Genomic DNA, 13,770 nt, shown 5'->3' with positions numbered 1-13,770 from the left:
CCTCGGCCCACTCATGCATCCGGCGCCAGCAGGTCCAGCCCGAGCCATAGCCGAGCTCGGTCGGCAGCTTGGCCCAGCCGATGCCGGTGGAGAGCACGAAGGCGATGCCCTCGAGGACGTCCCGATCGGAGGTGCGGGGCCGGCCGGTGCGCCCGTGGATGGCCGGGCGACGCGGGGGGATCAGCGGCTCGACCAGCGCCCACAGCTCGTCACTGATCAGCCGCGGCGACGGGGAAGACGCCGGGGACGACATGCCCCGCACCCTGCGTCGACGCGTCACCGACCGGCAGGGCCCGACGACCTACTTCCGCAACGTCTTCTTAGTGGAGGCTCTGGTGTGCCCCGCGTTCCGTGGAGTCGCAGCAGGCGCGCCGCACCCAACTTGAAACGGTTCTCAGGCCGCGGCGTCCCCCACTGGTGCCTTCACGGCATCAGCGGTGCGGGAGGTCTGAACCGATGCAAGCCGAAGGGCGACCGCGTAGTCGTGGGAACGTCGCTGCCCCCGCGCCACCGGCATGCTGTCGGGGTGATCGGTGCGGACCGACTCGGTGATCTCGTCCGCCGATTGACCGCCGTCGGCGGCGTCGTCGGCGTGGTCCTCGGTGGCAGCCGGGCCCGTGGCACCCACACCGCGGCCTCTGACGTGGACCTGGGTATCTACTATCGGCCACCGCTCGACGTCGCCGGCCTCGGCGTTGTGGCACGTGACTTCGCCGGAGCGGATGCCGTGGTCACCGACCCGGGTGCGTGGGGGCCATGGGTCGACGGTGGCGCCTGGCTGCGCATCGATGACACGGCCGTCGACTGGATCTACCGGAACGTCGACCGCGTGCACGTTTCCTGGCAGGAGGCGCAGGCCGGCCGTTTTGACTTCCATGCCCAGGTGGGGCACCCGCTCGGCTGGCCGGATTTCGCCTACGCCGGAGAGATCGCGCTGGGCATCGTCCTGGCCGACCCCTCCGGGGAACTCAGGGAGCTGCACCAGGCTGCCGGCCGGTATCCGCCGGCGCTGCAGGAGACGGTGATGACCAGAATGGTCTGGGAGGCGTCGTTCTCGGTCGACATCGCCCGGAAGGCGGTCGACCGCCAGGACACTGCCTACGTCGCCGGATGCGTGTTCCGTGCCATTGGGCTGTGCTCTCACGCACTGCACGGCCGAGCGGGACGGTGGTTGATCAACGAGAAGGGTGCCGTGGCTGCGGCGGGCCTGCTCAGCGACGCCCCGCCAGCCTTCGCCGATCGAGCCCACGCCATCTTGGGCAACCTGGGCATGACTCGCGAAGGTCTGTCCCGAGCGCTCGACCGCACCGCCGACCTGATCGCTGAAAGCGCGGCAGCACATGAACACCGACCCTGAACGCTCCCTCGAGCCGGCACTGCACCACGCTCCACCGCGAACGGGGCGGTCAGGTGGCTCGGCGCGCACCACCCACCTCCGCTCGGACCCTGACGCACTCCTCGGGGATGGCTGGATGAACCCGAACCTCCCAAGGTGGCGGGGCCGGGCACTGAAGCCGTTGACCCAGAATCGACCCGGGAGACACGGCTGCGTGCGGTAATCGATGGAACCCGCCCTTGATCAGCGGCTTAGCTAACGACCTCGTGCATGGTTAGCCGCGGGCCGTCGGCGACCTGTCCAGGCCAGTTCAATCACGCGGCGGTGCCGCCCGGTAAAGCCTTCAGTGAGCGGTGGAGCGATTCGGGTCGTGGTGCTCGTTCTTGGCTGGAGACCAGTCCCGCGACCGCGGGCAGGATCGTGTCGAGGTGTTCGCGTCGGCCGAGGTGTCGTGACAGGGCTCGCCAGTTCTTCAGGTGGCTGATGCCGTGCTCCACGTGGATTCGCTGCGACGCGTGGGCTCGGCGTTCGGCCTCGTGCGCCGCGGCGACGGCGGGAAAGCCCGGGATCTGGTTCCTCCGCCGGGCCGGCCGCGGAGTGAGCACCGCACCGGCGGTCTGGGTGCTCAGCCCCTGATAGCCGGCGTCAGCCAGCAGAGTGACGCCGGGGACGAGGGCCAGCAGCTCGACCAGGCCGGCCTGGCAAACCTGGGTCAGATCATGGGTTGAGCCCGGGCGGGTCTGCCCGCAGAACAGCAGCCGCCCCTCAGCGTCGGTGATCACCAGCGCCTTGACCGTGTTGGCGCGGGCCTTGCCGGAGATGAACCGCTGTCGGCCGGCCTTGTGGGCCGCCGGGCGGCGCACCCCGGACCTCGGTGGCATCGAGCAAGCCGAGCTGCCCGCTGGCACCCAGGTGGGCGACCACCTCGGCCAGGGTGTGCAGCCGGATCCCGCCTTCGACGGTGCAGCCTCGCTCGGCCAGCAGCGGGCGGACCTCCCCGACGGCCCGAGTGATCGTGGAACGTGAGACTCCGAACCAGCAGGCCAGCACGTCGTGAGTGATTCCGTGGCGCAGGTGCACCAAGGTGGCCAGCAGCCGGTCGATGAACACCAGCCGATACGTCTCCCGTACCGGGTCTGATGGAGGCTTTCAGTTCACGTGAGGATGAGAGTCATGGCGGCACCGCGGAAGTACCCCGACGAGCTGCGTGAGCGGGCCACCCGGCTGGCGGTCGACGCTCGACGTGACCCGGCGACCCGGTCCGGGGCGTTGAAGCGGATCGGCGAGCAGCTGGGCATCAACCCCGAGACGCTGCGCAACTGGGTCATCCAGGCCGAGATCGACGAGGGTCACCGGCCGGGCACCACGACCGACGACGCCACCCGGCTGGCCGAGCTGGAGCGCGAGGTTCGGGAGCTGCGCCGGGCGAACGCATCTTGAAGAGCGCGTCGGCTTTCTTCGCGGCGGAGCTCGACCGCCCCTCCCGCTGATCGTCGCCTACATCGGTCAGCACAAGCTCGAACACGGGGTCGAGCCGATCTGCCGCATCCTCACCGAGGCCGGCGCGAAGATCGCCCCGAGCACCTACTACGCCCACCCGTCGCGGCCGCCCTCGGCGCGGTCGGTCACCGACGCAGCGACCACCGCGGTGATCGAGCGGGTGCACGCCGAGAACTACGGCGTCTACGGGGTGCGCAAGGTGCACGCCGAGCTGCGCCGGCAAGGCCATCCGGTGGCCCGCTGCACCGTCGAGCGACTGATGCGCTCCGCCGGCCTGCGCGGGATCACCCGGGCGAAGGGACCGCGAACCACCGTGCCCGGCAGTGGCCCGGACAGCCGCCCGGACCTGGTCGACCGGGCGTTCACCGCGACCGGCCCGGACCAGCTGTGGGTTGCCGACATCACCTACTGCCGCACCTTCTCCGGCTGGGCCTACGCCGCCTTCGTCATCGACGTCTACTCCCGCCGGGTGGTCGGCTGGCAGCTGTCCCGCTCGCTGCGCACCGACCTGGCCTTCGATGCTCTGGAGATGGGCCTGTGGACCCGCCGGCGGGCCGGCCGCGACCTCGGCGGGCTCATTCACCACTCGGACAAGGGCGTTCAATACCTCGCCGTGCGCTATACCCAGCGCCTGGCCGAAGCCGGTGCCGTCGCCTCGGTCGGCTCAACCGGCGACTCCTACGAAGATGCGCTTGCCGAGGCGTTCAACTCGCTGTTCAAGGCCGAGCTCGTGCGCAACCGCGGACCCTGGAAGAACATCGACGACCTCGAGATCGCCGTCGCCGAGTACATCGACTGGTTCAACCACCGACGACTGCACGGCGAGATCGGCTTGATCCCACCGGCCGAATACGAAGACACCTACTACCGTCACAACCCCGCCCCGACATCCATCGGAGCGTCAGTTCCGAGCCTCCACTGAACTCGGTACGGGACAACGGGGCACCGGCCCCGACCGCCCGCTGCCGCGGCCGATCGGCCAGCCGCGCGTCCTGGCACGCCTGTCAGCGCGGCCCCAACCAACTCCGCGACCAGCTCAGCAAGCACTTCCCGGGACAGCTCGGTCACATGGCGATCGGCGACAGCAGCGGCTCGGGCCAGGCTCCTCGACACACCACGACCCTGTCCCGTCCTTCACAAGCGAACTGCTCCGCTAACCATGCACGAGGTCGTTAGTTGCGGATCTGAGTGACCTGGCACGGGCTCGAGAGCAGCTGATGCGTGCCCATCAGGCAGCGAGAGGGCGCCCGCGGCCAAGTGGCGCGGTTGGCGGAGTTCGGCGCGCTCGACGAGTATCTGTACCAGGCGGGCTAGCTGTACCGGATGGACCTCTACCGGTACACGGGCTAGAACACGCGACGCGGGGGTGGCAACCGGTGGTGGTTTTCATGCTCACGGTGTTCACGGCACTTGTTCTGCTGGCGGCTGGCTTCCTGCTCGGGGTGTTCTGGCTGCGCGACGAGCACGCCCGGCTGACCGCGTTGCGCGAGGAGGTCGGGCAGAAGACCGCGATGATGAAGCAGCTGGCCCATGGCGATGGTGCCGCCGTGACGCCGCGCAGTGCGGTGCCGCCCACCAGCCACCCTCATCAAGCCGACTGAGCCAGGCTGCATCGGGGGCGTTCCGCGCAGGCGTGCCCTCGCACAGGTGGGCCCGCCCCGCCGGGTGCAGACGGCGCGGTGGGTCCCGCCATCGTGGCGACTGGGTGCCTGTCGCACGGCAGGCCTTGCGTCACCGGCGTGCCGCACACCTACTCGTCGCCCTATGACCCGACCCGGGACAAGCAGGGCCAGTTATGGTGTCCACAGCCCGGCGCCCACCTGTGGACACTTCAGCGGCTTGATGAGCTGGCGAGGCCGGGCGGCGGGGGGATCGGACCCGCCACGTCCGGTCCGCGTACCTGTGGACGACGTTGAGCGGGCCGGGTACCTGGTCGGTCGTCAACGCGTGAGGGTGCGTGGTGGGGCTGTGCCTGCTCGAGGTGGAGTGGTCGCCGGGCCTGGCAGCACCGGCTGAGGTGGATGCCAGCCAAGTCGGTGGCCGTGCTCGCCACCGCGCCGCGGTAGTGGACCATCGACGGCGAGGGGAGGGTCAAGTTCACTGTCTGCCGCTCCCAGCAGCGACTGCAGGTACGCGAGGTCTGGGCCGAACGTCGCTTTCGAAGCCACAGCGGCCCGTTGACGTGCAGCCCGGTCGGGCGCGAAGTTGATCGTGCCGTTGGCGATGCGGAAGTGAGACGACGATGTCCTCGCCGGTCACCTTGCTGATGCCGTCGATGGCGTTGATGCAGCCCATGTGCCACGAGGCGCGGCGGAGTCGACCTCCCCGGCGGCGCGCCGACCGCGGGCCCCCGAACAGCGCGGGCGGCCGCAACAGACTCCCGACGCGGTCGGCGCAGAAGTGCGGTCCGGAGGAGTCAGTCATGTCCGGCGGCTCGGCCGACGGCGGGCCGTTCCTCAGCCCGAGGCTTGCGCCGGTCAGCGCACCAGCGGCACCAGGACCGGGATGACGGCCTCTCGGAAGGTCGGTGTCACCTGACCGTCCCGGCGGACGACGTCCAACAGTGCGGCCACCTCATTGCCCTGCGGCCACACCGGCAGCTCCGCGATAGCGCGCAGGGACGTCAGCACCTCCTCGGAGGCCGGGCCGATGGCGCCCGGGTCTTGCTCGGCGTCGGCGAGGAAGTCCTGCAGGGCGCGGTGAGGCCCCGGGTCGGCCAGCTCCTGCAACGTGGGGACGGCAGCATCAGCGAAGGCCTGACTCAACTCGCCTCGCTCCGCAGCGTTCCGCACGTCCTCCAGTAGTGCGGCGGCACGGTCGGCGGTTTGGTCGGCGGGAACCTGATGGTCAAAGGCGATGAGGGGGTCGAGCAGGCCCGGGCCGGCCGGGCCGATAGCGAGCGGGTTCGCGCCGACCGTCTGGACGAGGTCGATCAGCCGCTCGGGCCGGGCCACGCCGGCCAGCACCTCCTGCACCTGCTGCCCGACGGCGGCGGCGAGCCCTCCGTTGGCGACCGCCGCGCCGACGGCGTCGTGCGCCACGACGGCGGCCGAGCGCTGTTCTCCTCCGCCGAGCACCTCTACCTGCCGGAGGGTGTCGAGCACCTCGTCCGTCTCGGGTCCCGCGGCGTCGGGGTCGCCCTGCACCAGGTCCTCGAGGTCGCTGATGGTGGCGCGCAGCTGTTCCTCGGGCATCCGGGCAGTGGTGGGCAGCGGCGGCAGGCCAGCCGCCTCCGCTGACGGCGCCGAGCCGGCGGCCGGCTCATTCCCGGGCGACTCCTCGACGACGGTGGGGACCAGCCACAGCGCCAGGCCGAGCACCGCGGCGGCCAGCACGCCGGCCCACGCCAGTCGCCTCGTCCGGCGTCGAGCGACCGGAACGGATCGCCGGTGGGCGGGTCCACCCGCGGGCCGGCCGGGGCCACCCGCACGGTCATCGAGGAGGGACACGCATTCCTCCTGTGATCAAACGCGCGTTCCGCCGCGGGAACCGGCAGGGAATTGATGTGCCCCAAGACAGGGCACCTGACACACCTCGCCACCGTGGGCGGGTCCTCCCTGTGCTGCCAAGCGCCCGCTACTGGGAAGGCTCAGTGGGGGCTCCCTCGGTTGGGTCGCTTCCCCGACCAGGCTTGCTGGCCCCGACGGGCTGATCGGTGGCGGTCGAAAAAGATCACGGTGCTCGGCCCGCACCCTTGAAGACGCGTTGACCTGCACGGTTACTCGTTTACCGGGGCTGAGCAGCCCTTATGGCTCTCCGTGTTCCCCACTGTTAATTGTCCCTACCCGACGTTCTGTGCCCCGAATATGCCCCGCGCTGAGGTCACGCGCCGATGGAGCTTGTGCTGTAAGGGACGGTAGAGGACCGTGTCGGTTCGCGGCGGTGCTTCCCCGAGCGCCGCCGGAGCCTTCCTCCTTTCGTCACGTGGAGAAGTCCCATGCTCGAGGCCAACAGCCCGGACATGCTCGTGATGTGCGACGGCGAGGTGTGGCTGCTGTTCCGCCAACTGCCCGACCTGGCGGTGTGCATGGTCCTGCCCGACCCGGGTGACGGGGTGCTGCGGATCGTCGTCGACCCGTCCAAGCCCGACGCGATGGCATACGTCCTGCTCATGCTGGCCGAGAACTGCGACGAGCCGATCACCATCGGCCAGCTGCCCCGGCCCCACCTGAACTGAGTTCAGGCGGCGTCGGGCCGGGCCAGCTGCAACCGCTCGCGCGGCAATAGCCCGCCCCAGATGCCGTGTCGTTCGCCGGCGGCCACCGCGTAGGCCGGGCACGCGACCCGGGCCGGGCACACCCGGCAACCGGCCACAGCGTCCGCATACTCATCGCGGCTCTCACCGCGGATGGGCCACCACTGCTCCGGATCGCCGATCGCACACGGCGCCGGCCCGGTCGCGGCGAGCACGTCGGCGAGCTCCGACCAGGCTGCCTGCGCCTGCGGAGGAATTGCAGTGTGCGAGGGACTTACATCGGCCACGGCGACCAGTCGACCATCACAGGCGGAAAGACACCACTCCGCGAGGACCGCGAGACTGTGCGTAATGGCCGCTGAGGTGGCAGGGTGCTGCGGCATCCTGACCACGCTGGAGCGCCCGACATCACCGCTGTCGGAGCTTCGCCGGGGTGTCCCCGTCGACCACCAAATGATCGCCTGGGCCAACCGGGACCGCGGCTTCCGGGCCCGAGTGGGCCGCTACGTCACCGGCCGCGCCTACCGCTGACCTGGCCCGCGGCGGGCGGGAAGCGCACCGCTGGCTCGGCCTGGGCGACCAGCTGTAGCGGCGGGGACGACGCCTGATGCCCATACCCGAGCCGGGGGTGCCCGGCCTGGCCGGCTGCTGCAACGCCCATGACGACGATGGAGCCGGACAACGTCAGACAGAAGTATGCGGGACCCTTCCTCGGTGGCCTGCGGACCACGAGTGACGACAGCATGTCCGGCGACCAGCGGTACTAGCTGTACTAACCGGAGACGTTGGTCGGGAGCGTGTGACCACGAGGTCTGACTGATCGATCTTGTGGAGGGAGGACCCCCGGGCGTGGAGTGGAGCTGCTGAAGGCGACCACTCCCACGACATCGGAGGTCCTCGTGCTCCACGCTCATGCCGCGCTCACCCCCGGCCAGCGCCTGCGGCTGGCCCACCTGATCGTCGAGGACGGATGGCCGGCGATCCGGGCAGCTGAACGGTTCAACGTCTCGGCCACCACCGCCCGCCGCTGGGCCGAGCGCTACCGGGCCGAGGGCAAGGCCGGGATGGTCGACCGGTCCAGCCGCCCTCATCGCAGCCCCGCCAAGACCGGTCCGGCCACGACCAGGCGGATCGTGTCCCTGCGGTTGTGCAAGCGCTGGGGTGCCGTCCGGCTAGCGGCCGAGACCGGCGTGGCGCCCTCGACTGCTGGCGCGGTGCTGCGCCGCTGCGGCTTCAGCCGGCTGGCTCGCCTGGACCGCCTCGAGCGGGAGGTCATCCGGTATGAGCACGGCGCGCCCGCGAGCTGCTGCACGCCGATGTGAAGAAGCTGGGCAACATCCCCGCCGGAGGCGGCTGGCGGTTCCTCGGCCGCCAGGCCGGCAAGGCCAATCGGCACCTCGATGGCGGCCGAGCCCGCAGCCGCTATCGCAATCCGCTGATCGGCTGCGGATTCATCCATGTCGTCCTCGACGACCACACCCGGCTGGCCTACGCCGAGATCTGCGAGGACGAGACCGGCCCGACCGCTGCGGCCGTGCTGCACCGCGCCACCGCCTGGTTCGCCGACCGCGGCGTGATCGCCCGCCGGGTGCTCACCGACAACGGCGGCTGCTACCGCAGCCGCGACTGGGCCACCGCCTGCGCCGATCTAGGCATCGCCGCCAAGCGGACCCGGCCTTACCGGCCGCAGTGGTGTCCGCCTGAGGGGGGTCACTTCAAGGTGCCCTCGAGAGAGAATAATCTGGCGACGGCGATACCAAGTCGGCTCTCCAGCACTCGCGGATCGTGAGAAGGCTGATTCCTTCCGTAGCCACTGGTCACGCTCTGCATACCTGGCGCGACGAGCGTCCACTGGGGAACCTCCGAAGTATCCCTACTGGGCTGGCATCAGATGTGCGGAGTTTGGGCTTTCGCGCGCGTGGAGCTTGATCTCGATGCGCAACTAAGATCGAAGCAACTGACCGGCTGCTGGCTAAAATTGTCCACCGGGTGTCAGCCCCGTTGAACATGAGGGGGTCGGGCTGTGGCACGCATACCGCAAACCCGGACTCCGCCGCTCCCGCTTCCCCATTCGGCGCTTCGACACACGTGACCGCCGAGTTCTCGCAAGCTATACAAGACGAGCTGCAGGATTAGCCTAAAGGAAGGGTCCTCATCTGTGTCGGCTCATGCTGCTCGCCGGTCCTTGCCTTGGAGCCGGCACACATCGGCGGGGGCGCTGGCTGGCGCTCCACCGCGGGAAGAAGGTGACCGCACACGGGGCAGTAGAAGCCGATCAGCTCGCCGCCGGCCGATCGGCGGGAGGGGTCCTGGGCGTCGTGCCGGTCCACCGCCACCAGCATCCGCTCTTCTGCGCGATGAGGTGGGTCGGTGCCGGGCAGGCGTCGCCGTCCCCGGGCGCTGCGCAACGTCTGTGTCCCTCGCGCGGCCGGTCATCCGAGTCAGGACGGCGAATGGGTCAGCGTGAGGCAGATCCAGCACAGCGGCCAGTCCTCATCGCCGTCATCGGGCCAGCGCCAGTCGCGCGGGTCCAGCAGGGTGACCGGGGCCAGGCACAGCGCCCGACCGAGGATCAAGCCGGCGCCGCTGACCGCATGCAGCCGACCGGCCGGCATCGCAACGACCTCACCGGACCAGCGCCGCGGGGCTATCTGGTCGGCGCCGACGGTCCATGCATCCCCGTGGCAGCTCATGGGCACGTTCTCACGGCTTCCACTGGGCGGGGTGGGCGTGCCAGGCACGGGCCAGCGGCGTGTCGAGCGTGGTGACGGTGGCTTGATCGTCGGTCTGCTCGGCCAGCGCGCCGGCGAGCCCACCGAGCGCATCGCGGAGATGCGGGGGCAGGTCGGTGGCCGGATCGGTGAGCATCGCCTCGATCTGGGTCCACACGCCCCGGGCCAGGTCGCGAGCCAGCGCGGCGGCCTCGTCGGTGGCGTAGCCCAGATCAAGGACGAGGCGGGCTGTGCGTCCCGGCGGCGCGCCGGACAACTCCGCCTCGGCGACGACCGCAGCCGGCGTGGACGGATCGTCCACCACGAACTCCTCAGCTCGAGGGTGGACAGGTCATCAGCCGATGCCGGCGCTGGACCGGCAGGCGGCGCTTGGTCGGCCGGCCGGGGCGGCGGGGGCCGCAGGAGCCGTCGGGGTGGCCATTCTCGGTTCGGGGCGCTGGGCGGCCGCAGGCGGTGAGGGTTGGAGCGGAACGGTCATCGACCACACAGCGTGTGACATCGGCTACCAGTATGGCCCGACCCTCGTTGGGGCCGCATCCGTGGTCGGTCCAGGCGTCTGCTCGGGCTCGCTTCTGTGGCTGCTGCCTTCTCCTGGCCAGGTCGGCGCGGCCGGCGGTGGTCCGCTCGCCCGCACGTGGACCGGGCCAGGGCCGGCGTGCCGAGCCCACCATGCTCGCGGTCACGGTCCAGGCAGGGGCGGCTGCGCGGCTGCGCGGCTGCGCGGCTGGGCGGCTGCGCGGCTGGGCGGCTGGGCGGCTGGGCGGCTGGGCGGCTGGGCGGACGACGCGTACCAGTGGCGGCGCCGCGCTCGTCGGCCCTAGCGTGCGCCGTGGCGGAGAGCGTGGTCGTGGTCTACGCGGCCTTCGGCTCGGAAGCCGAGCCGCAGGTGCTCGGGGTGGCCTGCTCGGCCACCGGAGCCGAGGAGCTGGCCCAGCGGTATCGACCTCGTGCATGGTTAGCCGCGGGCCGTCATCGACCTGTTCAGGGCCAGTTCGATCACGCCGCGGTGCCGGCCGGCAGCGCCGCCGGTGTGCGGTGAAGCTGATCAAGTCGTGGGGCTCGCTCCTGGCTGGAGACCAGTCCAGCGACCGCGGGCAGGATGGTGTCGAGGTGCTCTCTTCGGCCGAGGTGTCGTGACAGGGCCCGCCAGTTCTTCAGGTGACTGATGCCGTGCTCGACGCGGATCCGCTGGGCCGCGTGAGCTGTGCGTTCGGTCTCGTGCGCCGCGGCGACGGCGGGGAAGACCGGGATCTGGTTCTTCCGCCGGGCCGGCCGCGGAGTGAGCACCGCGCCGGCGGTCTGGGCACTCAGGCCCTGGTAGCCGGCGTCGGCCAGCAGGGTGACGCCGGGGATGAGGGCCAGCAGCTCGACCAGGCCGGCCTGACGGACCTGGGTCAGGTCGTGGATGGCGCCCGGCCGGGTGTGCCCGCAGCACAGCAGCCGCCCCTCGGCATCGGTGATCACCAAAGCCTTGACGGTGTTGGCGCGGGCTTTGCCGGAGACGAACCGCTTCCGGCCGGCCCGGCTGGCGGCCGGGCGGCGCACCCGGACCTCGGTGGCATCGAGCAGGCCGAGCTGCCCGGTGGCGTCCAGTGGGCGATCATGTCGGCCAGGGTGCGCAGCCGGATCCCGCCTTCGATGGTGCAGCCGCGCTCGGCCAGCGGCGGGCGAACCTCTCCGATGGCCCGGGTGATCGTGGAGCGGGACACCCTGAACCAGCAGGCCAGCACGTCATGGGTGACCCCGTGGCGCAGGTGCACCAGGGTGGCCAGCAGCCGGTCGAGGAACACCAGCCGGTGCCTGGCACCGGCCCCGGCCGCCCGCTGGCGCGGCCGATCGGCCAGCCGCGCGTCCTGGCGGGTGGCGTCCTTACTGGTGGTGCAAATGCTCGTTTCAGAACGACGGCAGGTGGCGGTAACAGATGAGGGCGCAAGCCAGTTGAAGTAGGCCGAGGTGAATGTCGCCGCGCCGCTCGTAGCGGATTCGCAGCCGCTCGAAGGCGTGCAGCCAGGCGAAGCTGCGCTCGACGACCCAGCGCTGTCTGCTCAGGCCGGAGCCGTGGGCGACGCCGCGGCGGGCGATTTGCGGGGTGATGCCGCGGGCGCCCAGCTGCCGGCGGTAGCTGAGGTAGTCGTAACCGCGGTCGGTGAACAGCTCTCGCGGTCACCGGCGGGGTTGCCCGCCCCGGCCGCGGATCGGCGGCACCGCGTCGACCAGCGGGATCAGCTGGGTGAGCTCATGGCGGTTGCCGCTGGTCAGGGTCACCGCCGGCGGGATCCTGCGGGCGTCGCGGATCAGGTGGTGCGTGGCCCGGGGGGCTGCTCAGAAGTCCGAGTCCAGGTGGCCCAGCAGGGTCGGGGCGTCCCAGGTGGGTGGCGGCATGATGCGGCGGATGGTCAGCAGCGGCTGCGCGGTGTCCGGGGGGTCGGAGAGCTGGAAGGCCGCCCGGTATCCCGCCGCGGCGACGTGGGACAGGACCTCCGGCGACCAGATCCCGAAGGGGTAGGCCATGAGGTCGACGGGGTGACCCAGGATCTCGGCGAGTTGAGCCTTCGGCTGGTCCAGCTGGGTTACCCACTGGTCGTCGGTGAGCCGGTCGGTCCGCTGGTGGTCCCAGGTGTGCGCGCCGATGGTCATGCCGGCCCGGTCGAGGTCACGGAGCTGGTCGTCGCTGAGCCAGTCGGGCTTGTTGAGCACGACGGTCATGGGGAAGAACGCGGCCGGAAAGCCCAGGTCGGTGAGCACGGGCAGGGCCATCGAGTGGTGGGTCGCCGATCCGTCGTCGAAGGTCAACAGCACCGGGCGCTGCGGGAGGGCGGTGCCGAACTGCAGGTGGTCGACGAGTGCGGCGGCGGTGATCGGGGTGTAGCCGCCGTCGCGCAGCGCCTGCATCTGGGTGGTGAACACCGCAGGCGGCGTGATCATCGTGCGGGCGTAGGCGCTGTCATCGGCGCGGAACTCCCGCAGCTGGTGAAAGCACAGCACCGGCACCGTGGAGCGGGCCAGGACCTCGCCCGGCGTCCCGGGGGTGGGAGGTGCGCTGGTGGACGGCGTGGCGCTGGACGTCGCAGCCGATGTGGACGGGGCGCTGGTGGTCGCCGCGGTCGGAGTGGCGGGAGCGGATCGGGTGCAGCCGGCCAGCACCACGGCACCGGCCATGGTCAGGAACTGCCGTCGGCGCATGGCCTCAGGGTTGTGGTGAACCGCCCCGGCTCGCAAGTGGCCGCGCTGCCGGGTGGGGACGATCCGGGCGGTTCGACGGTGCAGGTCAGGCCAGGTCGGGCACGAGCAGGCCGACCTTGGCGCGCATCTCCGCCCAGCCGAGCGCCATTCGCTGACGGGGACTCGCGCCTGATCAGTGGTATGACCGTGCGTGGGCTGGCGCGGCAGGCGGGGGTCTGCCCGGATCCGGGTGGTCAGTAGGGCCGAGTTCTACTGGTAGGTGACCAGCTGTGGGGTGGGGTGAACCTCGGCGATGGTCTGGTCGGGGGTCAGCGTCGGGGAGTCCTCGTCGTAGAAGTTCTTCCAGCCCCAGTACAGCGGCGCCGGCGCGTCCTGGTGCAGCACCCCCCAGGTGTCCTGCTTCATCGGCTGGGTGCCCTGCCCGTCGACGTGCACCATGATCGCCAACTCGTCGCGGGAGGTGTCCAGCCGCTCGCGGTCGACGATCATCCGTACCTGGAACTGGTGCAGCACGAGCAGCTTCTGCGGCAGCGCCCGGTCGCGGGTGAGGTCGGCCAGCCAGGTGACCACCTGGTTGACCTCCTCGATGCCGACCTGCCCGATCTGGGTCAGGTGCACCTGATCCGGCCGCAGCCGCCACTCCGGATCCAGGGCCAGTCCCACGTGCGGCAGCTGCAGCAGCGGCTCATAGAGCCGGGCCTGGGTGAGGAAGTCGGTGCGGCCCGGCTGCAGGTCCAGCACGACGTAGACCCCGGCCTCACCTGCCGCCTCCACCCACGGCCGCAGCGTCTCCACGTCGGACTCAGCCGAGTAGTCGCCGTCCG

At 70.8% G+C, this 13,770-nt stretch carries 16 protein-coding genes, 3 pseudogenes and 1 other annotated feature; of the genes and pseudogenes, 7 read left to right on the top strand and 12 right to left on the bottom strand.

Annotation, left to right across the window (positions count from 1 at the left end):
• Positions 1 to 253, bottom strand: a 253-nt coding sequence (locus BM414_RS27685; protein WP_139246112.1) for a transposase, incomplete at its 3' end; no start/stop codon positions are given.
• Positions 254 to 526: 273 nt separating this feature from the next.
• Here BM414_RS27685 and BM414_RS27680 point away from each other — a divergent pair.
• The gene (locus tag BM414_RS27680) at positions 527 to 1,357 is read left to right on the top strand and encodes a nucleotidyltransferase domain-containing protein (protein ID WP_093585172.1); all 831 of its coding nucleotides are present in this window, start codon (positions 527 to 529) and stop codon (positions 1,355 to 1,357) included.
• Positions 1,358 to 1,650: 293 nt separating this feature from the next.
• Here BM414_RS27680 and BM414_RS27675 read toward each other — a convergent pair whose 3' ends face one another.
• On the bottom strand, positions 1,651 to 2,199 hold the full coding sequence (locus BM414_RS27675) for a transposase family protein (protein ID WP_245785040.1): 549 nt from the start codon (positions 2,197 to 2,199) through the stop codon (positions 1,651 to 1,653).
• Positions 2,102 to 2,416: a helix-turn-helix domain-containing protein gene (locus BM414_RS31205; protein WP_245785041.1), complete on the bottom strand. Its 315-nt coding sequence runs from the start codon at positions 2,414 to 2,416 to the stop codon at positions 2,102 to 2,104. Before BM414_RS31205 ends, BM414_RS27675 begins: the two co-directional genes overlap by 98 nt.
• Positions 2,417 to 2,509: 93 nt before the next feature.
• Between BM414_RS31205 and BM414_RS27670 the strand changes: the two are divergent.
• A pseudogene (locus BM414_RS27670) lies at positions 2,510 to 3,758 on the top strand (IS3 family transposase).
• Positions 2,787 to 2,915: a sequence feature (AL1L pseudoknot), on the top strand. It overlaps the preceding pseudogene by 129 nt.
• A 454-nt stretch (positions 3,759 to 4,212) precedes the next feature.
• On the top strand, positions 4,213 to 4,437 hold the full coding sequence (locus BM414_RS27665; protein ID WP_093585169.1) for a hypothetical protein: 225 nt from the start codon (positions 4,213 to 4,215) through the stop codon (positions 4,435 to 4,437).
• 876 nt (positions 4,438 to 5,313) lie between these two features.
• On the opposite strand, the gene BM414_RS27660 is transcribed toward BM414_RS27665, so the two are convergent.
• On the bottom strand, positions 5,314 to 6,171 hold the full coding sequence (locus BM414_RS27660; RefSeq protein ID WP_093585166.1) for a hypothetical protein: 858 nt from the start codon (positions 6,169 to 6,171) through the stop codon (positions 5,314 to 5,316).
• Positions 6,172 to 6,773: 602 nt separating this feature from the next.
• Here BM414_RS27660 and BM414_RS27655 point away from each other — a divergent pair.
• Positions 6,774 to 7,013, top strand: coding sequence for a hypothetical protein (locus BM414_RS27655; protein ID WP_093585163.1), 240 nt, complete (start codon positions 6,774 to 6,776; stop codon positions 7,011 to 7,013).
• Positions 7,014 to 7,015: 2 nt separating this feature from the next.
• On the opposite strand, the gene BM414_RS29910 is transcribed toward BM414_RS27655, so the two are convergent.
• On the bottom strand, positions 7,016 to 7,246 hold the full coding sequence (locus tag BM414_RS29910; RefSeq protein WP_175551879.1) for a WhiB family transcriptional regulator: 231 nt from the start codon (positions 7,244 to 7,246) through the stop codon (positions 7,016 to 7,018).
• A gap of 136 nt (positions 7,247 to 7,382) precedes the next feature.
• On the opposite strand from BM414_RS29910, the gene BM414_RS29905 reads away from it, so the two are divergent.
• The 3 genes from BM414_RS29905 (at position 7,383) to BM414_RS27640 (ending at position 8,820) form a co-directional block, all read left to right on the top strand.
• Positions 7,383 to 7,562: a hypothetical protein gene (locus tag BM414_RS29905; protein ID WP_175551878.1), complete on the top strand. Its 180-nt coding sequence runs from the start codon at positions 7,383 to 7,385 to the stop codon at positions 7,560 to 7,562.
• Between the two features lie 368 nt (positions 7,563 to 7,930).
• Complete coding sequence (locus BM414_RS27645; RefSeq protein WP_175551877.1) at positions 7,931 to 8,353, top strand: leucine zipper domain-containing protein; 423 nt, start codon at positions 7,931 to 7,933, stop codon at positions 8,351 to 8,353.
• On the top strand, positions 8,350 to 8,820 hold the full coding sequence (locus BM414_RS27640) for a DDE-type integrase/transposase/recombinase (protein ID WP_175551876.1): 471 nt from the start codon (positions 8,350 to 8,352) through the stop codon (positions 8,818 to 8,820). The genes BM414_RS27645 and BM414_RS27640 overlap by 4 nt, the downstream gene beginning before the upstream one ends.
• A 652-nt stretch (positions 8,821 to 9,472) precedes the next feature.
• Here the strand turns inward: BM414_RS27640 and BM414_RS27630 are convergent.
• The 7 genes and pseudogenes from BM414_RS27630 to BM414_RS27600 form a co-directional block, all read right to left on the bottom strand.
• Entirely contained in the window at positions 9,473 to 9,646 is a 174-nt protein-coding gene (locus BM414_RS27630; protein ID WP_245785039.1) for a hypothetical protein, read from the bottom strand.
• Positions 9,647 to 9,734: 88 nt separating this feature from the next.
• Positions 9,735 to 10,064 (bottom strand): hypothetical protein, encoded by a 330-nt coding sequence (locus BM414_RS27625; RefSeq protein ID WP_093585145.1) that lies wholly within the window; start codon positions 10,062 to 10,064, stop codon positions 9,735 to 9,737.
• A 695-nt stretch (positions 10,065 to 10,759) separates the two neighbouring features.
• On the bottom strand, positions 10,760 to 11,308 hold the full coding sequence (locus BM414_RS31200) for a transposase family protein (protein ID WP_245785038.1): 549 nt from the start codon (positions 11,306 to 11,308) through the stop codon (positions 10,760 to 10,762).
• On the bottom strand, positions 11,224 to 11,553 hold the full coding sequence (locus tag BM414_RS31195; RefSeq protein ID WP_245785037.1) for a helix-turn-helix domain-containing protein: 330 nt from the start codon (positions 11,551 to 11,553) through the stop codon (positions 11,224 to 11,226). The genes BM414_RS31200 and BM414_RS31195 overlap by 85 nt, the downstream gene beginning before the upstream one ends.
• Before the next feature lie 103 nt (positions 11,554 to 11,656).
• A pseudogene (locus BM414_RS27610) lies at positions 11,657 to 12,079 on the bottom strand (transposase); the annotation flags it as partial.
• 6 nt (positions 12,080 to 12,085) lie between these two features.
• On the bottom strand, positions 12,086 to 12,946 hold the full coding sequence (locus BM414_RS27605; RefSeq protein ID WP_093585139.1) for a polysaccharide deacetylase family protein: 861 nt from the start codon (positions 12,944 to 12,946) through the stop codon (positions 12,086 to 12,088).
• Positions 12,947 to 13,195: 249 nt separating this feature from the next.
• A pseudogene (locus BM414_RS27600) lies at positions 13,196 to 13,770 on the bottom strand (hypothetical protein); the annotation flags it as partial.

It is taken from the genome of Geodermatophilus amargosae (assembly GCF_900116515.1).
GTDB classification, from domain to species: Bacteria; Actinomycetota; Actinomycetes; order Mycobacteriales; family Geodermatophilaceae; genus Geodermatophilus; species Geodermatophilus amargosae.
Note: the sequence above shows the minus strand (reverse complement) of the source record. Positions and strands in the feature narration are given on the sequence as shown.

What these genes read in the sequence shown, in the direction of transcription:
- BM414_RS27655 (WP_093585163.1), top strand. Translation starts at nt 6,774, where the DNA reads ATGCTCGAGGCCAACAGCCCGGACATGCTCGTGATGTGCGACGGCGAG.
- BM414_RS29905 (WP_175551878.1), top strand. Translation starts at nt 7,383, where the DNA reads ATGGCCGCTGAGGTGGCAGGGTGCTGCGGCATCCTGACCACGCTGGAG.
- BM414_RS27630 (WP_245785039.1), bottom strand. Translation starts at nt 9,646, where the DNA reads ATGCCGGCCGGTCGGCTGCATGCGGTCAGCGGCGCCGGCTTGATCCTC.
- BM414_RS27605 (WP_093585139.1), bottom strand. Translation starts at nt 12,946, where the DNA reads ATGCGCCGACGGCAGTTCCTGACCATGGCCGGTGCCGTGGTGCTGGCC.